Here is a 22,928-nt window from a genome sequence, read left to right as displayed (position 1 = left end):
TATAGGCAGTTACTGATGTTTGCGCTAAACCTACGCAATCCTGCTCTATAAACTGTCGAGCTACACCAGGGCCGCGTTGGTAGCTTGTAGTTGGCTTAGGCGCTGGTAGAGCCCGCCGGGTTGGCGCAGAAGCTCGTCGTGAGTGCCGCGCTCGGCAATGCGGCCTTGGTGCAGCACAATGATTTCGTCGGCATGCTGTACCGTGCTTAGGCGATGGGCAATTACCAGCGAGGTGCGGTGCTGCATTAGGCGCGTCAGGGCTTCCTGCACCAGCTTTTCGCTTTCCGTATCGAGGGCGGAAGTGGCTTCGTCGAGGATAAGAATGGGCGGATTACGCAGAATGGCCCGGGCAATGCTTAGGCGCTGCCGCTGCCCACCCGAAAGCCGCCCGCCCCGGTCGCCGATGATGGTTTGGTAGCCGTCGGGGGTAGCCACGATGAAGTCGTGGGCGTTGGCAATGCGGGCGGCCTCTATAACTTCTGCTTCGGTGGCCTGCGTGTTGAAGCGGATGTTGTTGAAGATGGTATCATTGAAGAGGATGCTTTCCTGCGTTACAATACCCATCTGCTCGCGCACCGAGTGAATGGTACAGTCGCGCACGTCGTGGCCGTCGATGAGGATCTGGCCACCGGTAGCATCGTAGAACCGTGGCAACAGGTCGGCCAGAGTGCTTTTTCCTGAACCCGAGGGGCCTACCAGCGCCACCGTTTTACCTTTCTGAATAGTTAGGTTGATGTCTTGCAGAACGGGCGCATCGGCGTAGGCAAACTGCAGGTTGCGCAACTCAATCTGGTGCTCGAAGGGCGGCAGAACCTGCGCATTGGGCTTGTCGCGGATGGCGGGCTCGGTATCAATGATGCGCAATACCCGCTCGCCGGCTACCAGCCCACGCTGGATATTGCCGAACGACGAAGACAAGGCTTTGGCCGGGGTGAGGACCTGCGAAAACAGAATCACGTAGCCGATAAACGTTTCGCCCGTCAAACTCGATTGCCCACCCAAAATCAAGAGCCCCCCGAAGTAAAGCAGCCCCGCCACCACCGAAACGCCCGCAAACTCGGAAAATGGCGAAGCCAGGTCGCGGGTGTTGTCGATGGAGCGGGAAGTGTGGGCGTATAAGTCGTTTTGCTGCGCGAATTTCTCTTTGATGTAGTCCTGCGCGTTGAAGGCTTTAATAACCCGCACGCCGCCAAGGGTTTCATCTATCACTGAGAGCATGGTTCCGAGTGTACTTTGACTTTGCTGCGCTTGGCGGCGCAGGCGCTTGGCCACGCCGGCTATCAAGCCCCCCGAAATAGGTAGCAATATCAGCGTGAAAAGGGTGAGCGGCACCGAGATGTAAAAGAGCAGCGCGAAATACGCAATGATGTTCAGCGGCTCGCGGATAACAGCCGTCATAGTATTCACCACCGATGATTCCACTTCCTGCACATCCGACGTGAAGTGCGACATCAAATCACCCTTCCGCTCATTCCCAAAAAAACTTAAAGGCAGGCCAATAATGCGCTGATAGAGGTCGTAGCGGAGGTTATGAATAACCCGGGCCCGCACTTTGGCCAATAGTCGAAGACTTAGGTACCGAAACACGTTGCTCAGCAGCACCGACACCACCACCACGGCACACACAAAGGCCAGAGCGCCCATTTTGCCTTGTGAGGCCAGCACGTCGTCAAAGAAAAAGTAGAAGCTGTCGCGCACCCAATCGAAGCTAGGACGGAAAGCGGGCAGGTGGTCGGGGGCCTGCAACGGAATCTTGTCGGTCTTATCGAAGAGTACGCTCAACAGGGGGATGATGAGCGTGAAATTAGCCAGCCCAAAAAAAATGTTCAGCAGCGTGTACAGCAAGTATTGCGGCAGAAAATTGGCCAGCGGCCGGGCGTACTGCAGAATGCGGAGGTAGGTCTTCATTGGAAGCGGCAAAGGTAACGCATCTGCTAAGCTTAGTAACGGAGCTGCCCCAAGCAAACAGGTGGTCTATTCTTCCTTGAAGACGGCCACTACCTCAATTTGCCCCATAATATGGCGGTTGAACTCGGCAAGCTCTTCGGCTGGCACCCACAATTCCTCGTGCTCCCGGTTGCCTACGTTCTGTACCGGAAACGAGGCGGCGTAGTCGGCATCGACGGCAAAGCGTAGCACGTAGCCTACGCCGTAGTATGGCACGCTCCAGTCGCGTGCAATCTGAGCGGCGTATGCCTCATTCAGTACCGGATAGAAAATTGGCTGCTCCGGTAGTCGCGGCGGAAACTCCAGCCACCCCGAAGCAGCAATCAAATCCAGTTCCTGCTGATTAACCGGCCGATAAAGCAACAGATTAGCAGGCTCGTGACGCATGAGTTGGTTGTTGAGACTTGATTGTTGAATGACTGATTGCTGAGTGATTGTTCTGGTGACTTGTTGCACGATCAAACAATCAGCAATCAGCCATTCAACAATCAAAACTCATGTAGCCGCTGCGCGATGTTCCAGCGCAGGGCTACTGATGGGAACACCGTATTTTGGGTGGCTGCGTCGGTAAATGACTGGCGGCGCACAATCAGCTTAGCATCCAGCCAGAGGTTGTGCCGGGGCTGGTAGGTGGCCGTAAAATCGGTGTGCACCAAACGGGAGCGGTTACCTTGCCCTACGGTGTTGCCATAGTTCTGCTCTTCCGGCTTAGTGTCGTAGGAAATTAGCGGATTGCCACCGTAGTTATAGATAGAGCCGTCGTCGTTCGTGCGATCTAGGCCCTGCACAGTGTAGAACAACTTACCCACTAGCTGCAAACGCGGAATAGGCTGGTAGCTTACGATACCGAGCAGCTCATACAGGTTAGCACCCATAGGATGCGCGAGGGGCTGCTGATAGTTCTGGTAGTCGGTATAGCTGTCTTTGTGCTGATACGTGTACGGGCGGATATAATTGAACTCTGCCTGCACATCAAGCGTGCGAATACCAGCTACATCTACATATTTAGTGCCCAACTGGAATGCCTGCTTATTGGCCCACCAGCCGTTGCCCGCCCGTACTTCGCTCAGCTTGAACTCGTCCAGCATAAGCTGCCCGTAAAGCTGCGCCGTGTTTCTAATATTCCATTTGAAATCAAGGCCGAGGACTGTGTTATCGGCTGAACCAACTTGCTGCTCAACGGCGCGATAGAAAATGATGGGGTTCAGGTACTGCAACTCGAAGCCGCGACGCTGGCTACCCGGAATATTCTGACCTAAACTGTCGCGTCTAAAATTGCGGCCGCCCAAAATGGTGCTTTCGAATACACCCACATTGAAGGTTGGCGTCACATCAAAGCTAAGGTGGTGCAGCGCCATGTATTTCTTCGGATAGATGGCATCTACCGGGCTACCATTTCCATCGTAGGTGCGGTTGGCAATCATTTCGGTGAACAGGTTCTGGTAGTTGAGCTTCCAGATGCGCGTGTTCAGCTTCAGAAAGAAATACGGGGCGCTGTAATCGGAGAGGATGAGGGAGCGGTAACCGTTGCCGATGAAGTTTCGATCGTGGCCTAACTGAACGTTGATGTGCTTAGTGGCGGCGTACGTAACATAGCCGCGGGCCGTGAAGAAGTCGTACTGGTTGCCGCCTTCTCCTCTGAAGGATTTCCAATAGCCCTCGTGTGGTACCATCCGGTCGCGCCGGATGCGCTGCTGCACGTAGGCTGGCACGCCCTGCTGGTTGTCGGCCAGGAAGGTGTAAAAGCCTAGCCGCTCATCGATGGTGCCTTCCACCTGCACGCCCCGCGTGTTCACGTAGCGCAGCCCATCCGTTTCCGAATCCTTGCCGGCCGAAAGCCCGAGCACGGGATTCACGCGCAGCGTGAAATCGGGAACAGACACACTATACAGGTCAGACTGGCGCTGGTAGAATTGCTTAAGCAGTGGCCGGCGGCTTTGGTTGGGCGCAGCGGCCCGAGCGGAATAGCTCCAGTTGTCGCGCAGCAGGTACTCGGCATTAAAACGATCCTGCGCCGATAAGTTGGCGCTGTCGGCTAGCATCCGCTCGGCCAGGCGCGCCACCGCCGTGCGGGTGTACGGGCGCACCGATGTATGCAGATTGCTGCCTATTGAGTCGCCTCCATACTTAATGGCATATCGGTCAATGAGCCGATACACGTCCACGTCGAGCGGTACTGTATTAGGGGCCGTTGGAATGTCGGCAGTCGGAGTTTGAGGCGCGGGAATAGGGCCATCAAACTGATACGACATACTTTGGCCGGCAACCTGACTAGCGAGTAAGGTGTGAAACGTTAAAAAGAGAAGATATTTTTTCATAAAATGAAGTCTGCCTCCTAAAAACTAGCGAGCAGTTCAACAAACCTACGCACTTGCTGCAAGAGTTAAGATGCAGCAACGCAGACGGGGAGGTATTCCGTATAGTTTAAGGCGCTCAGCCTCGATTGCCATGATGTCCCGAGGAGCGCGGCTGGCTACCTTTGCCGCGTGCCACCTCGTCTGCTCCGCTACTCTGAACTCGACCTTGCTGCATGGGACGCTTGTGTAGCGGCAGCCCAAGAAGTGGTGCCGTACGCGCAAAGCTGGTGGCTGCGTGCAACGGCTGGCCGTTGGGAGGCTTCGGTGGAAATAGAACAGGGTACGGGCCAGTATTTATCGGTTTTGCCACTGCCCACTAAGTGGCGCCTTAGTGGAAGCGAAGTATATCAACCAGCCTTCACGCAACAGCTCGGCTTACTAACCTTGCCCGACAGTAAGTATTCAACGGTACAGCTGCACCTGCGCCATTTGCCGAATCGCTACGCCCGCTGCTACACGCAGCTCAACGACCAGATGCATCTGCCGTCCCTGGAGCTGCCCTTCACCTGCCAAACCCGTATTACCTACCACCTGTCGCTGCACCCCATCTATGCTGTAGTGCACGCTGGCTACGCGGCCGACTACCGCCGTCGTCTGCGCCTGAATCAGGAGCTGCCTGTTCCACTTACAGTTGCTAACGCCTTCGGCGTAGAAGAAATGCTTACGCTGTTCCGACAGCACAGCGGGGAAGCTGCCGGCTTAAAAAGTAGGCACTACCAGCAGCTGTTAGCCCTGTATGCGGCGCTGCAACAGCACGGCCAGGCGCTACCGCTGGAAGTGCGAGCCCCCGAAACGGGCGAGCTACTGGCAGCAGCATTATTCATAAGATTTCGCACACGGCTAGTTTATTTGTTTGCGGCAGCCTCGCCGGCCGGTAAGAAAGTTGGAGCGCCGCTGTTGGTGCTCGATTATATAATTCAACGCCACGCCGGTACGCCTGACTTGGTGCTGGATTTCGAGGGCGGCATGATAAAATCAATTGCCCGTTTTTTCGCCAACTTCGGGGCCACGCCCGTACCCTATGCGGCCCTTTCTTTCACCCAACGCCCCTGGTATCTGCAATGGATCCGCTAACCCCCGACACTTCCGGCCTGACTGCCGCTGAGTTAACTCCCCGCGTGCATGTGGTGTGCGCCGAGCCCTCAATCGCCAATCATTTTCTGGCCGAGCTGCGCGACGTAGAAGTGCAACGCGACTCGCTCCGCTTCCGCCGCAACCTGCAGCGTCTCGGCGAAATAATAGCCTACCGCATCAGCTCTCAGCTCAGCTACACCGACAAAACGGTGCAGACACCCCTCGGCGAGTCCAGCAGCAAACAGCTCCGCGACTTTCCGGTGCTGGCCACCGTGCTCCGTGCGGGGCTGCCGTTTCACCAAGGCTTCCTCAATTATTTCGACCAGTCGCCTAGTGCCTTTGTGGCTGCTTACCGCATCGAGGGCACGGCGCAGGTGCAGGTACAGGTCGATTATCTGTCGGCGCCGCGGCTCGACGAGCTGGTGCTGATTCTGGCCGATCCTATGCTGGCTTCCGGCAAGTCGTTGGTGCAGACCTACCGGGCTATGCTGCGCTTCGGCACGCCCCGGCAAGTACACATTGCCGCCGTTATTGCCAGCCCTGAAGGTGTGGCCTACGTCACCCGCGAAATCCCCGAAGCCACTTTGTGGGTAGCCGCCATCGACGAAAAGCTCAACGCTCAAGCCTACATCGTACCCGGCCTCGGCGATGCCGGCGACTTATCGTACGGCAGCAAGCTGTAGGCAACAGGCAAAGTATCCTAGCAGGAAGGCATCAGGAGTTGCTGGTTTTGCGTTACATCACCTTGCTGTTACTTTTTCCGTCGGAACCATTGTAGTGCCTTGGTTCTTTGTAATTTCGAGTTCGGCCACGGCGAGGCTTTCCTTTTATCTGCTGTTCATCTCGTGTTACCTCATCTCTTCAAATACGCGTCCGTTTTCTTGCTAGGGATGGTCAAGTTTGTGGCCGCCCCGGTAGCCGGTATTGCCGCCGGACTGTCGGTGCCTCTGATTTGGGGGCTGTCGGTAGCCGGTATGATGACGACGGTAGTGCTGGTGTCGGGGGTAGGAAAGGTATGGGCGCTGCACCTGCGGCGTAAGCGCCAGCAAAAAGGTAAGCCGCTGTTCAGCCGCAAAAGCCGCCGTATCGTGGGCATCTTCCGCCGCTTCGGTATGGGCGGCATTGCCTTCCTAACCCCTATTCTGTTTAGCCCCATCGGCGGCACCGTCATTGCCACGCAGCTGCACGTGCCTCGTTGGCGCATCCTGCTTCATATGCTCTGGAGCGCCGTGTTATGGGGAGGCGCTTTCACCATGCTAGCCGTCCACTTCAGCCACCTGGCCATCTTCCACCACTGATTTATTAGAATTATTCGGATTACACAGATTTTGTAGACAATTATTCTTCAACTCGGAGCACGACAAAAGAAAAGAGGCTTGCCGTTGGCAAGCCTCTTTTGGTGTCAACCCGGAGGAGTAAGGGCGTCCACAAAATCCGTGAAATCCGAGTAATCCAAACAAATCAGTGGTCTATTTACGCTTGCCTTTCGAGCGGGCAATGGCTGCTTTCACGGCTTTCACGGCGGGCTTGGAAGCGGTGCCTTTCGAGGGGTTGGCTTTGTTGCCTTTCTGGCTGCGGTTGGGACCTTCCACGTAGGTGCGACCGGTGCGCTTGTCGATGCTAACGCCGGGTTTCACGTACTCTTTCCGCTCGTGGAAGGCACCTTGGAAGTTCGGGTCTTCGCGGCGGCGGCGCTCATCCTGCTCGCGGTTCATGCTTTGCTGCTCTTCGAAGGGCGTTTCGGCTATTTCCACCTCGGGCGGGAGGGGGAGCAGAGGAATAGGCTGCTTGATAAGCTCTTCGATACGGGCTACGTGGTGCATCTCAGCTTCATTGGCAAACGTGATGGCTGCGCCTGTATGCTGCGCCCGCCCGGTGCGCCCAATGCGGTGCACATAGTCGTCGTAAATCAGAGGCACATCGAAGTTGATAACGTGGCTTACCTGCGGCACATCAATACCGCGGGCGGCCACATCGGTTGCCACCAAAAAGCGCACATCACCAGCCTTGAAAGCCTCCATGGCATTGATGCGCGAGTTCTGACCTTTGTTGCCGTGAATGGCCCGTACCTCGCCGGCCACCCTACGACCTAAGAAGTGGGCTACGTTTTCGGCGTGCACCTTACTTCGCGTGAAAATCATCACCCGGTTGAAGGTCGCTTGGTCGCGGAGCAGATAGCCGAGCAAGTTGATCTTGGTTACCAAGTTCGGCACTTCATACAAGCTCTGAACCACGTTCTGCGCCGAGGTGGCCGAAGGCGTTACTTCTATCCGCATCGGGAATTCCAAGAACTCCTCACTTAGTACCGTCACCTTCTCCGCCATGGTGGCCGAAAACAGGGCGTTCTGCCGCTTGCTCGGAATAACCTCCAGAATGCGGCGGATTTGAGGCATAAAGCCCATATCCATCATCTTGTCGGCTTCGTCGAGAACTAACGTTTTCAGCTCTTTCAGCACCAAGTCGCCGCGCGAATACAGTTCCAGCAAGCGGCCGGGGGTGGCAATCAAAATGTCGACGCCTTTGGCAATAGTTTCAATTTGCGTTTTCGGACCGAGCCCGCCATAAATGGCGAAGATGCGAAGGTCGGTGTAAGTGGAGAGGCGCTTCAAATGAGTTTCAATCTGCATGGCCAGCTCACGGGTAGGAGCCAAAACTAGCGCCCGGGGATTGTTGCCTTGGGCGTATTTCACCTTCATCAGAAGCGGCAAGCCGAAGGCGGCAGTCTTGCCGGTGCCAGTTTGGGCAATACCTAGCACATCGTGGCCTGCCAGCAGCAACGGAATAGTTTGCACCTGCACGGGTGTAGGCTCGCTGAAGCCCGCTTCAGCTATGGCCGTGAGTAATTGCTTGTTGAGCTTGAAATCGGCGAAAGAAACCGCCTGCGGCGTATCGGACATGATAAAGAAGGTGTTACGGGGCGCAAAGGTACGGAACCCACTGTCGGTACCATGATGCGGCGTTTCGTTCAGTCAACGTGCCGCATCGTAGCGTTGCAGGCTTATCGGTAGTCGAATGAAGGGCCGCTTGGCGGTACAGACAACAGCGGCCGGATAAAAAAGTGCGGGTTAAACTTGCGAATTCGTCTGTATGCGCTACTTTTGTTGCTCCAATACCAAACACGGTAGGTATAGCTCAGCCGGTTAGAGCGTCGGATTGTGATTCCGAAGGTCGTGGGTTCGAGCCCCATTACTTACCCACTACGAAAGCCTCAAGCCATATGCTTGAGGCTTTTTATTTTTCTGTCTAGCTGCTCTTTACCAGTTAGTTAAGTTTTGTTGCTGTTCGTTGTAAGGCGGCTGATTCAACAAAATCGGGTGTAGTGCGGAAGGATTTGGATATTTGTGGCGTTGCAAGACAAATTATCTGCTTGAATCACTTTACCCTTTCTTCATATGAGCTTGGTCGTAATCGGCTCCGTAGCCTTCGATGCCCTAGAAACGCCTTTCGGCAAAACCGACAAAATCATTGGTGGTGCTGCTACTTACATCTCCCTTTCGGCCAGCTATTCGCTGAAGCCCGTGAAGCTGGTAGCCGTAGTAGGCGACGATTTTCCGCAGTCCGATATTCTGCTGCTCGAAGAGCACGGCGTCAACACGGAGGGCCTGCAAATCAAAGAAGGCGAAAAGTCGTTTTTCTGGTCCGGCAAGTATTCCAACGACCTGAACTCGCGCGAAACCTTGGTTACCGAGCTCAACGTGCTGGCCAATTTCGACCCCGTTATCCCCGACAGCTACCAGGATTGCAAGTACCTGATGCTCGGCAACCTGGCACCGCAGGTACAGCGCCTTGTTATTCAGCGCCTAGTTAACCGTCCCAAGCTCATCGTCATGGACACGATGAACTTCTGGATGGATGTGGCGCTGGATGAGCTAAAGACGACCATCGAGATGGTGGACGTGCTGAGCATCAACGACGAAGAAGCCCGTCAGCTTTCGGGGCAGCACTCGTTGGTGAAGGCCGCCAAAATCATCATGGGTATGGGTCCCAAAACGGTTATCATCAAGAAAGGCGAACATGGCGCGCTGCTGTTCTGCAAAAACAAAGTGTTTTATGCACCAGCTCTGCCCCTGGAAGAAGTATTTGACCCAACCGGCGCTGGCGATACTTTCGCTGGTGGCTTTATCGGTTACCTGGCCGCCACCGACGATATCAGCTTCGAGAACATGAAGCGCGCCGTTATACACGGCTCGGCAATGGCTTCTTTCTGCGTTGAGAAGTTCGGCACGGAGCGCCTGCTAAACCTGACCCCCGAGGAAGTGGAAGCGCGGGAGCAAAGGTTTGCTGACCTGGTGGCCGTAGTGCCCGCTACGGCTGCTCAGAATGCCTAGCCCTTACATATAAGCTGAAGCAGACTTCATAAAGAAGCCGCCGGAAACTGAAGCCACTCGCGCTTTGGCTTCCGGCGGCTTCTTCCATAAACTGTGCTTTGTTTTGACAACCCTATGACCAGCAAGGTGGTAAAAGAAAGAATAATATTCCACCTTTAGCTTCTACGGCCATGTCTAAGCATAAAAAAGAGAATCCCACGTCGAATCAGAAAATCAATTCGCCCATGGGGCCCGATGCTCTGAATGGGATGCCCGCTTCCATTGATCCTAGCACGGAGGCTGATGCCAACGGCGTGCAAAACCTGAATCAGAACCACATCACCGAAACCGGCAACCAAATCAAGAACAACACGCCCGGCGGCAATTTCAACGAAGTGCGCCACTCCCGCATCAACAAGCCCCGCAACAGCCCGAACCCAAGCCAGCAAAACCAGAAGTAAATTGCTGGTAAGTATATAAAAGAGCCCTGTCAGCTAGCTGGCAGGGCTCTTTTGTGATTATTAGCTGTATAAATGAAGAGCTAAACCGCCTCTACGGCAACACCGTCAGGCGTACTACGCGGGTATCCACGTCACCGTTATCGAAGAAATCCTGCTCGAAAAGGATGGTTTTGTTGTCGAGCCAGCGGGGTTGGGTGCAGCCCCATTCCGTTTGTCGTTCCCACAGTAGCCGGAGGTTGCCGTTTTCTACTACCCATAGCTGCAAGCCGTTGGGTTCGTAGCGGGCTAGCACATCGGAGTTGCCGCATACGAAATGGCGGCCGTTGGGCGCTACCGCCGGAGGGCTCCACACGCGGGTGCGGCGCCCGTTATGCTGGTTTATCAAAAGATAGTACCCGCCTTCGTACAGCCGTACTGCTACCAGCCACTGTCGAATGGCCGGCATGGAAGCTATATACTCGTAAGCCACGCCGGTTTCGTCCTCAGCGGTAATATTTACAAGCCGGAGCGGCTTCGTGAGGGCTGGCTGCAGCCACAGAACGTGCTTGCGGCGCTGTACCATGGGGCCAGCGCCACGTAGCCGCAGCCGCTCTTCAGCTGCAAAATCGAAGGCATCTTCCTCTTCTGCAGAGGCTGGAACGGGCGGAAGCTTCAGGGGTTGAGGCAGCTTCTCGTATACGCCTCGCGATGCTTGATAAATAGTTAGCACCCGGCCGGGCAGTTGTACCAGCGTATCAAGGTGACTAAGGCGGTAGATGCGGGGCGGTTTGGGGCGTGGTAATGGCGTTACCGGGGGTGTGGTAGGCACACCCGGTTGGGCCCGCTCAGCGGGGCCTCGGAAAGAACATGATAATAGAAGTATCGCCAGGGGCAGCACCACTATCACTGCACGAAGCCGGAACATGGGATTAATTGGAAAAACTGAACGCCGCGCTTAAAACTCCTGCTTCAACCAATTCCGGAAGCTCGCTTGCTGCTCGGGCGTAGCGTCGGGCAACTTTTCAATGGTAATTTTTTGCCAAAAACGCTGGCCCTCCTGCCCAACTAAAGGCACCGTTAGCAACCGATTCTGGCGAAACACACTGACTTCGTAATGCTGGTCTTCTCGCGTTGAAAGAAGGCTGTGCAGGTTCATATCTACTCGCCGCCCGTTCACGGCCACTATCTCGTCGTCGATGGTAAGCGCGGCGGCAGCCGGTGAGCCCGGCAAGATATCGGTGACTTCGGTGCGCTCGTTCTTCACTACGGTGCGGAAGCCAAATACTCCTTCCGACGGAGCCGCATTCTCCTGGGTGCGGAGGGTACAGCCTACGAAGCTCAACGCCTTGTCAAGCGGTTCTTCCAGTGGCGCGGTGCCATAGATAAACTTATCGAAATAAGCCTGCATATCCCGTCCAGCCACTTCCTTCACAATACGCATATAGTCTTGCTCGGTATAGCCAATACCCGTCTGGCCAAATTCCTCCCACAGTCGGCGCATCACCTCATCGAGGCTGCGGGCATGGTTGGAAAGTCGGCGTAGCGTGATGTCGAGCAACAGCGCCACCAAAGCTCCCTTGTGGTACACCGATACTTTTCGGTCGGGTACACCTGCCTTGTAGCCGTCGAGCCAGAGGTCCATGCTGGCATCGGCCAGAGAAAGGTTGAAGCGGCCGTAGTCGTCGTAGTTCTTGCGCAGTACCGTGTTCAACTCCGCGAAGTACTGCGCGGCGGTACGCACGCCAGCACGGGCCAGCAGGTATTCGCCGTAGTAGGTGGTGATGCCTTCGGCGATAAAGCAAGTGCGGAAATAGTTTTCCTTGGAGTAGTCGTAGGGCTGCATTTCAGCCGGTCGAATACTCTTGATGTTCCAGGCGTGGAACAATTCGTGGCAGCTAACGCCCAATAACTCCTTGTATAGCCCTTCTGTCATTAGCAACTCGGCGGGCCCAAGCGTAATAACGGTGGAGTTGAGGTGTTCTACGCCGTGGTAGTGCTTGTACGGCAGTATCTGATTCAGGAAATGATAGTCCTGCGCCGGAAACGAGCCAAACAATGCCAGCTGCTCGGCACTGAAAGCCCGAAAATCAGCAACCAGCCGCATCCAGTCCACAGGGCACTCCCCCTGAATCCAGATATAGAACGGCAGACCCTGCACTTCATAGTTGCGGTATTGCAGCGTGGGGCTAGCAATCAGCGGCGAATCGGCTAGATGGTCGAAGTTCTGAGCTTGTAATGTATTGGGGCCAGTTTGGGGCAGTCCGCACGCCAGTTGCCAGCCTTCAGGGAGTTGCAGCTGGACTTGGCACGGCTCCTGCTGTCGCCCTTCGATGTACATGAAGCCCTGCACCGGATTCAGGTATAGTTGAGTTTCGTCCAGCCACGAACCACCGGCATCCATTTGGTGCGCGTAGAAGTTGTAATGTACCTGCACCGTTCGGCCCGGCGCACCACTTACTTCCCACCGGTCTTTAGTCAGCTTGCGAGTAGGCAGCACTTCTTGCGAAGAAGCATCAGTTACCTCGACACGTTGAATTTTTTGAGCGAAGTTCTGTAGCTCGTAGCGTCCGGGCCGCCAGGCTGGCAACTGCAATTCCAGCGTTTCGGGGCCTGTTTTAGGCACCTCGAAAGTCATTTGCAGCTGCACGTAGTAAGTAAGCGGGTTCTCGAACGAAACGTAATAGTGAATCATAGAAACGCAAAGCGGGTAGGCAAAAACCTGGTGTAAAGCTACGGCTATCCGGTTGAAAAATGCGGATAAAACGTGGTCTTTGATACGGGCAAAGCAGGAGTTCCGACTAGGCTAAGCAGCCGAAAATCTAGCAGTTGGTGGTAGCAGTTGCTATAAAAAAGGTGACAACACCTTTGTCTTTTCAAACTCAAGCTCGTACCTTTGCCGGCCTTACTTGTCACTGAGTCACTACCTATACCATGAAACGTACCTTCCAGCCTTCGCAGCGCAAACGCCGCAATAAGCATGGCTTCCGCTCCCGCATGGAAACCGCCAACGGCCGCAATGTGTTGGCCCGCCGCCGTGCCAAAGGCCGCAAGCGCCTGACTGTATCCGACGAAGGCCGTCACAAGCGCTAAGCGCCTGTGAGTAACCTGTTACCGTCTGGCGTTTCCCCTTCAGGGGAGGAGCCAGAGGATAAGGTTCGTTCCTACTCGTTTTCGAAAGAAGAACATCTGTGCCGCAAGAAGCTCATCGATGAGCTTTTCGGTCGGGGTTCTTCTTTTGGTTTATACCCCTTGCGGTTGGTCTGGCTGCCTAACGAAGCGCCTACGGCCGCACCCCCTCAAGTACTAGTTAGCGTTAGCAAGCGCAGTTTCAAGCGCGCCGTCGACCGCAACAATCTAAAGCGCCTTATACGTGAGGCCTACCGCCTCAACAAGCACCGCCTCACAGAGGCGGAGGGCGGCCATCCTATTGGGGTGCTCGCAATTATCTATACCGGCAAAGAAAAAAAGCCTTTCGCGCTGGTTGAAAAAAAATTAATTTCAGGGCTGGAGCGTTTATTAACTGAACCCTTTGTGGCACCCGCAACAAAGGCTCAAAAAAAGCGTCCTTGAACTAGTCGCGGCTTCAATGACTTCCGCGGTACCACTTCTCTTTACCATCAGCCTTCTCGCACCGAAGTGGCTAGTGGTAAGTTTTATACCAGCCTTCGTTTATGCGTAAAAAGTCTATTGTGGCCGGGTTGCTTCTTGGGGGAGCCACGCTGGTATCTGTTGCCGCCGCTTCGGCCGACAACGAGCGGTATTTCGAAATTGCCAAGAACCTCGACATCTTCGCCACTCTTTTCAAGGAGGTGAACACCTACTATGTAGACGAGGTGCCACCTGCCAAGCTAGTGAAGACGGGTATCGACGCCATGCTGAAGTCGCTCGACCCGTACACCAACTATATTCCTGAGGACGATATCGAGGATTTTCGCACCCTGACCACTGGCCAGTACGGCGGTATTGGGGCAGTGGTAATCAAGCGTGCCGGCAAAACCATAGTGCAGGCCGCTTACGAAGGCTACCCCGCACAAAAAGCTGGTTTGCTGCCCGGCGACGAAATTCTGACCATCAACGGCGTTAACGTTGATAAAAAGAACAACAGCGACATCAGCAAACTGCTCAAAGGGCAGGCTAATTCGCTGGTGAAGCTGATGGTAACGCGCTACGGCCAGGACGCACCGGTTGAAGTCAACATCACCCGCGACAAAATTCAGGTCGACAATGTGCCGTACTACGGCATGCTGACCAACGACATCGGTTATTTCCAACTTGCCGGCTTCACTGTTGATGCAGGCAAGGAAGTACGCATGGCTCTCACCAAACTTAAAGAGCAAGGCGCCAAGAAAATCGTATTCGATATTCGCGACAATCCGGGCGGCTTGCTCAACGAATCAGTCAATATCTCCAACCTGTTTGTAGATAAAGGCCTTGATATCGTGAGCACCAAAGGCAAGGTGACCGAGTGGAACAAAACTTATAAGGCACTCGACGTCCCTTTCGACACGCAGATTCCGGTTGCCATCATCACCTCCAACCGCTCGGCTTCGGCTTCTGAAATCGTATCCGGCGTATTGCAGGACTACGACCGGGCCGTGGTGATAGGGGAGAGGACCTTTGGTAAAGGTTTGGTGCAGGCTACCCGGCCTCTTAGCTACAACTCGCAATTGAAAGTAACGACCGCCAAGTACTACATTCCAAGCGGCCGGTGCATTCAAGAAATCGACTACGCCCACCGGGCCGACGATGGTACGCTTGGCAAGGTGCCCGACTCCTTGCGCACGGCCTTCAAAACCCAAGCCGGCCGCACGGTGTACGACGGTGGCGGTGTAGCACCCGACGTAGAAGTGATGGACCGCGAAATTGCCGACATCACTCGCGTGTTGTTGCAAAAGAGCTACCTCTTCGACTACGCCACCCGCTACCGTGCCGAGCATCCGACTATTGCGCCCGCTCGGCAGTTCAAGCTCGCTGATGCTGATTATCAGAAGTTTGTCGACTTCTTGAAAGGCAAAGACATCAGCTACAGCACCGACGCCGAAAAGTCTTTGGCCGACCTCACCAAAAAAGTGAAGGACGAAAAGCATTACGACGACGTAAAAACCGAACTGGAAGCCATGCGCCGCAAGGTGAGCACCAACAAAAGCAACGACTTGACCCGCTTCAAGCCAGAAATCAAGGATCTGCTGGAGCAGGAAATTGTGTCGCGCTACTACTTCCAGAAAGGTCAAATCGAAGCCACCTTCGACGACGACCCCAACATCCTGATGGCTATGAGCGTGCTCAATGACCCCAACCGCTACGCCGCCCTGCTACGTCCAAGTGGGCGGGCCGCCAGCAGCACCAAAGGTGCTGGCACATCGAAGTAGAAATTAATTTCATTAGTTAGTTAAAAAGCAGGTTCTTAGAGCCTGCTTTTTAATTTCTAGCGTAGCAATGGAAGACCGAGAACAGCATCTCACAACAGTACTGAATAGAAAGCCGGTTCTTGGGTGTGTTGTTCAGGATTATGAAGTCTTAACTACCCTAGCAGCTTCGCTAAACGGGCGTACGGAAATAGCAGCCCGGCTTGAAAAAATGGATTCTGAATTGGCAAAAAGCCGCGCTGAGTTCATTCGCCGACAAACTGCTGGCGAAGAAGCCAAAGAATTATTTGACACTTGGCAGGAGCAGTGGGGAATACCTTGTTTTCAGGAGGGTTTGATAAATGCTTCAGACTTTAAAGGAGGCTTTATGTGGCGGTTTCGCGACCACACTACCTCGTGGGCTGAAAATCAGCACGCGCAAGAGTGGTTTCTGACTTCAGTAGAAGCCCAAACAATTACTTGTTACGAGTTCTGGAGTTGTGATAATAGCCCTAAGAAGTGTGACGAAGTGATAACGGGTAGTTACAAGCAGATACTGGAAGAGTTGCTTGAAGCGGGTATCTATGAGGTATTGATTAGTCCTGTTTTTACCACTCGCGAGTTGACTGATTTTATGCACGCGTATGATGAAGACGAAAATGACTTTGCCCTGGAGGAAGTAGTCGAAAATTATATCAGTCATAACCCGAACTTTGTGGCTGTTTGATACCTGCCCCATGCCGAGCCTTATCCTCTCCCTTGAAACTTCGTCGGCCGTCTGCTCTGTAGCCTTGCACCAGCTAACCGATGGCAGCTTAATAAGCCAGACGGAGCTACGATTAGAGAAGTCGCACTCCTCTCACCTGAGTGTGCTGGTAAGTCAGCTGCTGGAAAACAGCCAGCATACCTTACAAGATGTAGCGGCCGTAGCTGTTTCCGACGGACCAGGTTCTTACACCGGATTGCGGATTGGGGCGGCGGCAGCCAAAGGTTTATGCTATGCGCTGGATATTCCGCTGGTAGCGGTAAGTACCTTGCGGGCCCTGGCCCGGCAGGTAGCAGCCGTGACTGCTTCCGCTGAAGATATGTTGTTCTGTCCCATGCTCGATGCGCGGCGGATGGAAGTGTACTCAGCCGTCTATACACACGATGGACAAGAAGTATTGGCTCCTACGCCGCTGCTGCTGGATTCCGATACACTGGCCGAACAATTAACCCACCATCGGGTGTTATGCTTTGGCAACGGTGCAGCAAAGTTTCAGCCGCTCGTTGCCGACAACTCCAACGCTAGTTTCTTAACTGGTATCGAACCTTCGGCTGTGGCTGTAGGAGCACTAGCGGTAGAAGCGTATCGGCGGGGCGAGTTTCGGGATGTGGTGTACTACGAGCCGTTTTACTTGAAAGAAGTGTACACCACCACACCTAAAAGCAGAGCTTAGATTTTGAGAAGATGCTAGACTTTCGGTCTAGGTCCTTGGTGGCCGCACGGTAGTCTTACTTCTCATATCTCACCATCTCACTTCTAATCATCATGGAAGATATCATCGTTAACCGCGTAACGCAAAGTGCCCTTACCTCTCTCAACCTGGAAGAGTTCATTCATCCCGGCGAGCGAGTTGTGTACGACATCAAGGACAATCTTTTTCACGGTTTGATGCTGCGCGAAAAGGACTTTCGGGAGTTCATCAAAACCTACGATTGGAGCCAATACGATGGGAAGAACGTCGCCATCATTTGCTCGGCCGATGCTATAGTACCCACCTGGGCCTATATGCTGCTAGCCAGCAAGCTCCAAGGCCATGCGCACCGCTACGTGTTCGGCAATCTGGAGGCCCTAGAGCAGGAGTTGTTCCAGGAGGCCATTGCTAGCATCAATGCCGAAGAGTACCGCGATGCGAAAGTTGTGGTGAAGGGTTGTGGCGAAAAGCCGGTGCCTACTTATGCTTACGTTGCCATTATGCAGAAACTGTTACCTGTAACATCAAGCATCATGTATGGCGAGCCCTGCAGTACAGTACCGCTGTATAAGCGCCCTAAGGTTGTCTAGGGTCACTGCTGAGGCGTTTCTATTTAAGCTTTCAACCCATAGCAAGCCCCTGCGCCCTCACAAGCGCCAGGGGCTTGTTGTTTTCGTACTATCAGATAAGGAGTAAGTGAGAGTGACCAGTGAGCACACTCACAGCAAGTTTGCATCTTTAGCTCCGCAATTACCTCTTCATGCCGCAGCCGTCTACTGAAACCTATAAAATCAGTCGCACAACTGGTGTTGCCATCGTCGTTGCCAATATGGTCGGCACGGGAGTATTCACGAGTCTTGGCTTTCAGGTTATCGATATTCAAAGCGGCTTTGCGCTGCTGATGCTTTGGGCGGTCGGGGGACTGATTGCCTTGTGCGGCGCCTTAAGCTACGGCGAACTTGCCGCGGCCATGCCCCGTTCGGGCGGCGAATACCACTTTCTATCCCGCATTTACCATCCAGCCGTAGGGTTCCTGTCAGGGTGGGTGTCGGCTACGGTGGGCTTTGCTGCTCCCACAGCATTGGCGGCTATGGCACTTGGTAAGTACGCCAAGAGCGTGTGGCCTGCCTTGCACCCCGAATGGCTGTCGGTGGGAGTGGTTTTAGCTTTCACGGCCGTTCATGCCATGAGCCGGCAAGTCGGGAGCCGACTACAAGTGGCAGTTACTGCCATAAAAGTACTGGTACTAGTAGCTTTCATCGGGGCCGGACTCTTGGCCGCTACTCCACAGCCCATACCGTTCATGCCGACCGCCGTTAGCTGGCGAGAGGTGCTAAGCCCAGCCTTTGCTATTTCGCTGGTATATGTATCCTATGCCTATTCTGGCTGGAATGCAGCTGTGTATCTCACTGGCGAAGTAGAAGAGCCACAACGTAACCTGCCACGCATCTTGCTTACTGGCACTGCCGCAGTACTCCTATTGTATATAGGATTGAATTTCGTGTTTCTGTATTCCACTCCCCTAGACAAGCTAAAGGGCCAAGTGGAAGTAGGCTTCGTGGCCGCTACGCAAATATTCGGTGCTATAGGCGGGCGGCTGATGGGCGGTATTATTGCCGTGTTGTTGCTGTCTACTATCAGCTCCATGATTTTTGCCGGACCTCGCGTTGTGCAGGTAATGGGCGAAGATCTTCCCACGCTTGGTGGACTTGCTAAACTCAGTGCTACCGGTATCCCGGTACGAGCGACCTTGTTTCAAACGGCACTCACGCTTCTCTTCATTATCACTTCTACCTTCGAGCAAGTGCTGCTCTACGCCGGGTTTGTGCTAAGCTTGTTCACGTTTCTGACGGTGCTCGGGTTGTTTGTCTTGCGGGTGCGCCAGCCAGAACTGCCGCGGCCTTACCGTGCGTGGGGTTACCCGCTTACGCCCTTGTTGTTCCTGTTACTTAATGCCTGGACGCTCTGGTTTATCGTCCACGACAAGCCCAAGGAATCACTGTATGGTTTGATGACCGTGTTCGTCGGCCTGCTCGTCTACTTTGTGAGCCTGCGCCGCCAGCCTACAGTGTAAGTTGTGCTTATTTCTTCATGCCAGCTAAAAGCAATGTATTGATGTAGCACTTCAAACAAAGCTACGAACGAGTACTACACCTCTGCAATCCATAGAAAGCTCACACAATGCAGCAGGGTATTGTGAGTTACCGTAAGGCATCACCTCAACTAGTATTCAGTAACTTTCGCCTTTCATCAACATCGTGCCTGATGCGCTTCCCGGTTAGCCGATTCACTTTATCGGTCGCTTTACTTCTTCTTGCGGCTTGTACCGAACAAAAGAACCCCCAAACCAAACAGTCGCAGTCCGCAAGGCCAGCACTAGCTGCCGACACAGTTGCTGCCGCTCTCTCACCCAAGCCAACACGCCCTGACACGGCCTACGTGCAAGACGTAGCGGCCTATCTGGCCGGGCAGCCCGTTAGCAGCCCAAGCGCGCTACGGGCCCTCACCATGCAACCCACCTGGCAAGCTTTTGCAGCCGATGCCGATAAAAGCTGGACGCAATACCACGCCACCCGCACCAATAAAGTTGAACAGTGGGCGGCCACTGAACTAGATTCTGTGCGCGCCAATAGTCCCACCATTTTCTATCCCTTCAGCGGCCCTGACTTGCTGAATGCTGTGACTATGTTTCCCGACAGCAAAACCTACGTGCTGCTTGGTCTGGAACCAGTAGGCTCGGTACCGCGTCGGAATACACTTGAAAATCCCAAGCTTTTTCCGGCTCTGAAAGCTTCTCTATGGTCGGTGCTGAATTTCAGTTTCTTCCGCACCAACGACATGGCCGTTGAGTTGAATTCAAAGAAGCTGAACAGTTCCAGCAAGCCAGAGCGAGGTGGTGCTATTCAGAAGGTCGTAGCAAATTCAAGTGCAGCAACTGATTCAACCTCCAAGGCGCGCAGCAAGATAAGTGCGATGCCCAAACCGGTTATGTTAGACGGCGTGTTGCCCGTGATGATGCTCTTTGCCACTCGCACCGGGCATCAAGTGCAGAACGTACGGTATGTGCAACTCAACACAGAAGGCCAACTCACCGATGCAGATAGCATCGTGATTCAGAAACCCGGCGCAAATGTTATTCCCGGAGTCGAGCTAACGATGCTCAACAAAGCAGGGATTGAGCAAAAGGTGTATTACTTCTCCGCTGATATCAGCGACTGGAAAATGGGGTCTAATAAGGATGCTGTCATTCAATTTGCCAAGAGTTTAGGTGAATTGACCACGTATGTAAAGTCAGCTACCTACCTCATGCATAAGCAGTATTTCAGCAAAGTCCGTAATCTTATTCTGGAGCGTAGCAACTACGTCCTGCAAGATGATTCTGGCATTGCCTTGAAATATTTTCGCCCCTCAGACTGGCAGCTAACCTACTACGGCACGTACAAACGGCCCATCAACCTTTTTGCCAAGCACTATCAGCCCGACATGACGATGGCCTACGCCGATACCATTAATCGTGCACGCCCTCTGCCTTTCGGTACCGGCTACAACTGGCGTCAAAACGATTCTAACTTGCTGCTAGCACGCCGGCAAAAGTCTCTATAGCGTTCCAGACGCATAAGTTTGCTTATCTAAAAAAGAGCCGTAGCTGATACCTGCGGCTCTTTTGCGCTACAGCACGTCCTGTGTTTTCAACGTAGTAAACCAAATTTACCTGCGTTGCTACGGCCCAATATCAACGGCAGCAACTCACACAAGTCGCATTCTTCATGAAGACGAGAAAAGCGTACTGATTTCACACATTGTCATCTTGCCACAGGATAACAGAATGCCATTCCGACTCTTATCTGGCTTATTCCTCTTAATTGGTATACCAGCACTTCAGTTTTTATTTCCACTAGATGGCTACGGACAGCCTCCTGCCTCAGCTATAGGTTCTAGCCAAACCATTCATATCCCCAATAGTCCACTACTCGACAGCCTCCTACGCTCCGACAGTCGCTTAACACCCGTCGTCAACCGCGCCGCAGACTATGAACTGCAAATAATTTACACGCAAATCAGCCGCGACGCACAAAACCAACCGCATTTCATTCAACATGATTTCAGGCTCGACGCCAAGCAGTATTTCAATCCCGCCAGCTTAGTGAAGCTACCAACGGCTGCCTTAGCTCTAGAGAAGTTGAATAAGCTGCACCAGCCTGGCCTTACCAGACACAGCCCTATGGTCACCCGCACGGCTTTCCGCTGCCAAACGGCTGCCCCATATAACCCTGCTGCCGATTCCGATAGAGTGAATACTGTAGGCAACTATATCAAGCGGATGCTCTTAGTTAGTGACAACAGCGCTTACAACCGCTTGTATGAATTTCTCGGTCAGCGTCCCCTCAACGAACGACTAGCTCAACTAGGTTATCCCAACATCCGCATCACCCGCCGCTTCGCCCCCTGCGATACCTTCTCCAATCGTCACACAAATCCAATTGATTTTTTAGGAGCTTCAGGCCAACCTATATATCAGCAGCTGGCTGTTTTCAATCCCACTTCCTTTAAGTCTGCTCTTGGCCGTATTACAAAAGGACGAGCTTATCAAGCTGGTGGCCATGTTGTTCCTCGGCCCTATGATTTCACCACGGCCAATTATGTCCCACTTCAAGACGTCACAGATATTCTAAAGTCCTTATTATTTCCGGAGGTTACGCCTGCCACTCAACGCTTCGACCTAACTCCCAACGATTATGCTTTCCTTCGGTACTATCTCCACCATACGCCCCATAGTTCCGGCTACCAGCCCTACATTGCCAAGCAGTTCTTCGATGCTTACAAAAAGTATCTCTACTATGGTCGCTCCCCTCGAATATCTCTAGATTCTACCTTTCGTATTTATAATGTAGTAGGTATGTCACACGGCTATCTTTCTGATGTCGCCTATTTTATCAGTCCCGATCAGCACTCCGAGTTCTTACTGAGTGCTGTCCTCTATGTGAACCAAGATGGCATCATTAACGATGGTGCTTATGAGTACAGTAGTATCGGTCTTCCATTTCTTGCGCAGCTAGGGCAACTCATTCAGCAATACGAGGCAAACCGTGGGCAGTCAAAGGCATCTTCTATAGTCGAGACTTTCCCGCTGGAAGTGAAGTAAAAAAGTTTGTTCACTTCATGAACTTATCTACTCACATAAGTAGTTTATCAGCAATGCACTAACAATTGAAGAGTAAAACTTATCTAAGTAGAGGCTGACTATTTAGCAGAAATTATTTTCAATCACTGTTGTGCAAGAAAATAAAGCCTAGTAATTTTGCACTCCCAATCTGAGAAGTGGATTGCAAAACAACCTAAGGATAAAGCTTAGCTGCTTTTTGTAGAAGAGCTCACTCCTAAAATATATTAATGTTCATTTACCAGGATGAACTAAACTATTTTCAAAAGTTGTTTGGCTAGAAATAATCATGGTACCTTTGCTTCCTCAAATCGAGCGGATTTGTTGATGAAGTGAAAAAAAAGTTGATTCAGAGCTTGCAGGTAAACTTAATGTCTTGTTATCTTTGCAGCCCGGTTTAGATGAAGAAGAGTTGAACCACTACAAAGTGAAAACCTTTTCTAGTTTAGGAGGGAAACTTTTTACTTCAAGCTTTTGTATTTGATCTACTACGCCGAATAAAAGCGGCAAGAAAAATTTCACACTTTTTCTTGTTTTGGTTGAAACGAGTAGTATCTTTGCACCCCGCTTCGAAACGAAGCCCCGCAAGTAGGCGACAAACGGTCGCCGCCGCGAACGCTCAGCAGGAGCGTTCACACGTTCTTTGAATGGATGGAAAGACAAAAGGAAGGACATTGTTTTCTGGCGGCTTCGGCAGCCAGCGCAATGGACTCCGCGTAGAAGACGAGACACAACAACTCGTTATACGAGTCGGATCAGCCCTCGACATCGTTTCTTCTTCGGGAGAGATAAGTAGTACATTATACAATGGAGAGTTTGATCCTGGCTCAGGATGAACGC

The 22,928-nt window shown here is 53.1% G+C and carries 20 protein-coding genes and 1 tRNA gene; 15 read left to right on the top strand and 6 right to left on the bottom strand.

Going from position 1 to position 22,928, the window contains the following annotated elements:
* Nucleotides 1–60: 60 nt before the first annotated feature.
* From VF639_RS21600 to VF639_RS21590, 3 genes are all read right to left on the bottom strand, one after another.
* Nucleotides 61–1,908, bottom strand: coding sequence for an ABC transporter ATP-binding protein (locus VF639_RS21600; protein WP_331148024.1), 1,848 nt, complete (start codon nt 1,906–1,908; stop codon nt 61–63).
* Between the two features lie 66 nt (nt 1,909–1,974).
* Complete coding sequence (locus tag VF639_RS21595) at nt 1,975–2,334, bottom strand: hypothetical protein (RefSeq protein ID WP_331148023.1); 360 nt, start codon at nt 2,332–2,334, stop codon at nt 1,975–1,977.
* A 101-nt stretch (nt 2,335–2,435) separates the two neighbouring features.
* Nucleotides 2,436–4,265: a hypothetical protein gene (locus VF639_RS21590; RefSeq protein WP_331148022.1), complete on the bottom strand. Its 1,830-nt coding sequence runs from the start codon at nt 4,263–4,265 to the stop codon at nt 2,436–2,438.
* Nucleotides 4,266–4,433: 168 nt separating this feature from the next.
* On the opposite strand from VF639_RS21590, the gene VF639_RS21585 reads away from it, so the two are divergent.
* From VF639_RS21585 to VF639_RS21575, 3 genes are all read left to right on the top strand, one after another.
* On the top strand, nt 4,434–5,378 hold the full coding sequence (locus tag VF639_RS21585) for a GNAT family N-acetyltransferase (RefSeq protein WP_331148021.1): 945 nt from the start codon (nt 4,434–4,436) through the stop codon (nt 5,376–5,378).
* Nucleotides 5,366–6,061, top strand: a complete 696-nt coding sequence (upp, locus tag VF639_RS21580; RefSeq protein WP_331148020.1) for a uracil phosphoribosyltransferase — start codon at nt 5,366–5,368, stop codon at nt 6,059–6,061. The genes VF639_RS21585 and upp overlap by 13 nt, the downstream gene beginning before the upstream one ends.
* A 162-nt stretch (nt 6,062–6,223) precedes the next feature.
* Nucleotides 6,224–6,676: a hypothetical protein gene (locus VF639_RS21575; protein WP_331148019.1), complete on the top strand. Its 453-nt coding sequence runs from the start codon at nt 6,224–6,226 to the stop codon at nt 6,674–6,676.
* A gap of 171 nt (nt 6,677–6,847) precedes the next feature.
* Here the strand turns inward: VF639_RS21575 and VF639_RS21570 are convergent, their stop codons facing one another.
* Nucleotides 6,848–8,275, bottom strand: a complete 1,428-nt coding sequence (locus VF639_RS21570) for a DEAD/DEAH box helicase (protein ID WP_331148018.1) — start codon at nt 8,273–8,275, stop codon at nt 6,848–6,850.
* A 224-nt stretch (nt 8,276–8,499) separates the two neighbouring features.
* Between VF639_RS21570 and VF639_RS21565 the strand changes: the two genes are divergently transcribed.
* The 3 genes from VF639_RS21565 (at nt 8,500) to VF639_RS21555 (ending at nt 10,146) form a co-directional block, all read left to right on the top strand.
* Nucleotides 8,500–8,573: transfer RNA gene (locus VF639_RS21565), tRNA-His, on the top strand.
* A 197-nt stretch (nt 8,574–8,770) separates the two neighbouring features.
* On the top strand, nt 8,771–9,706 hold the full coding sequence (locus VF639_RS21560) for a PfkB family carbohydrate kinase (RefSeq protein ID WP_331148017.1): 936 nt from the start codon (nt 8,771–8,773) through the stop codon (nt 9,704–9,706).
* 170 nt (nt 9,707–9,876) lie between these two features.
* Nucleotides 9,877–10,146: a hypothetical protein gene (locus tag VF639_RS21555; RefSeq protein WP_331148016.1), complete on the top strand. Its 270-nt coding sequence runs from the start codon at nt 9,877–9,879 to the stop codon at nt 10,144–10,146.
* Between the two features lie 91 nt (nt 10,147–10,237).
* Here VF639_RS21555 and VF639_RS21550 read toward each other — a convergent pair whose 3' ends face one another.
* Nucleotides 10,238–11,050, bottom strand: a complete 813-nt coding sequence (locus VF639_RS21550) for a hypothetical protein (RefSeq protein WP_331148015.1) — start codon at nt 11,048–11,050, stop codon at nt 10,238–10,240.
* A 30-nt stretch (nt 11,051–11,080) separates the two neighbouring features.
* Nucleotides 11,081–12,817 (bottom strand): M61 family metallopeptidase, encoded by a 1,737-nt coding sequence (locus VF639_RS21545; protein WP_331148014.1) that lies wholly within the window; start codon nt 12,815–12,817, stop codon nt 11,081–11,083.
* Between the two features lie 239 nt (nt 12,818–13,056).
* On the opposite strand from VF639_RS21545, the gene rpmH reads away from it, so the two are divergent.
* The 9 genes from rpmH to VF639_RS21500 all read left to right on the top strand — a co-directional run bounded on the left by rpmH (nt 13,057) and on the right by VF639_RS21500 (nt 22,070).
* Complete coding sequence (gene rpmH / locus VF639_RS21540; RefSeq protein WP_086596110.1) at nt 13,057–13,215, top strand: 50S ribosomal protein L34; 159 nt, start codon at nt 13,057–13,059, stop codon at nt 13,213–13,215.
* A gap of 6 nt (nt 13,216–13,221) precedes the next feature.
* Nucleotides 13,222–13,695: a ribonuclease P protein component gene (gene rnpA / locus VF639_RS21535; protein WP_331148013.1), complete on the top strand. Its 474-nt coding sequence runs from the start codon at nt 13,222–13,224 to the stop codon at nt 13,693–13,695.
* A 101-nt stretch (nt 13,696–13,796) separates the two neighbouring features.
* The gene (locus VF639_RS21530) at nt 13,797–15,494 is read left to right on the top strand and encodes a S41 family peptidase (RefSeq protein WP_331148012.1); all 1,698 of its coding nucleotides are present in this window, start codon (nt 13,797–13,799) and stop codon (nt 15,492–15,494) included.
* A 67-nt stretch (nt 15,495–15,561) separates the two neighbouring features.
* Complete coding sequence (locus VF639_RS21525; protein ID WP_331148011.1) at nt 15,562–16,197, top strand: hypothetical protein; 636 nt, start codon at nt 15,562–15,564, stop codon at nt 16,195–16,197.
* Between the two features lie 10 nt (nt 16,198–16,207).
* Nucleotides 16,208–16,909 (top strand): tRNA (adenosine(37)-N6)-threonylcarbamoyltransferase complex dimerization subunit type 1 TsaB, encoded by a 702-nt coding sequence (gene tsaB, locus VF639_RS21520; RefSeq protein ID WP_331148010.1) that lies wholly within the window; start codon nt 16,208–16,210, stop codon nt 16,907–16,909.
* Between the two features lie 92 nt (nt 16,910–17,001).
* Nucleotides 17,002–17,517 (top strand): DUF2480 family protein, encoded by a 516-nt coding sequence (locus tag VF639_RS21515; RefSeq protein ID WP_331148009.1) that lies wholly within the window; start codon nt 17,002–17,004, stop codon nt 17,515–17,517.
* A gap of 170 nt (nt 17,518–17,687) precedes the next feature.
* Nucleotides 17,688–19,001, top strand: a complete 1,314-nt coding sequence (locus VF639_RS21510; RefSeq protein ID WP_331148008.1) for an APC family permease — start codon at nt 17,688–17,690, stop codon at nt 18,999–19,001.
* A gap of 191 nt (nt 19,002–19,192) precedes the next feature.
* The gene (locus VF639_RS21505; RefSeq protein WP_331148007.1) at nt 19,193–20,530 is read left to right on the top strand and encodes a hypothetical protein; all 1,338 of its coding nucleotides are present in this window, start codon (nt 19,193–19,195) and stop codon (nt 20,528–20,530) included.
* A 223-nt stretch (nt 20,531–20,753) separates the two neighbouring features.
* Nucleotides 20,754–22,070, top strand: a complete 1,317-nt coding sequence (locus tag VF639_RS21500) for a serine hydrolase (RefSeq protein WP_331148006.1) — start codon at nt 20,754–20,756, stop codon at nt 22,068–22,070.
* Nucleotides 22,071–22,928 lie beyond the last annotated feature (858 nt).

The organism is Hymenobacter sp., from assembly GCF_036387835.1.
Taxonomy (GTDB): Bacteria; Bacteroidota; Bacteroidia; order Cytophagales; family Hymenobacteraceae; genus Hymenobacter.
The sequence above is the reverse complement of the archived record's forward strand: the minus strand, read 5'-3'. Positions and strand labels throughout refer to the sequence as shown.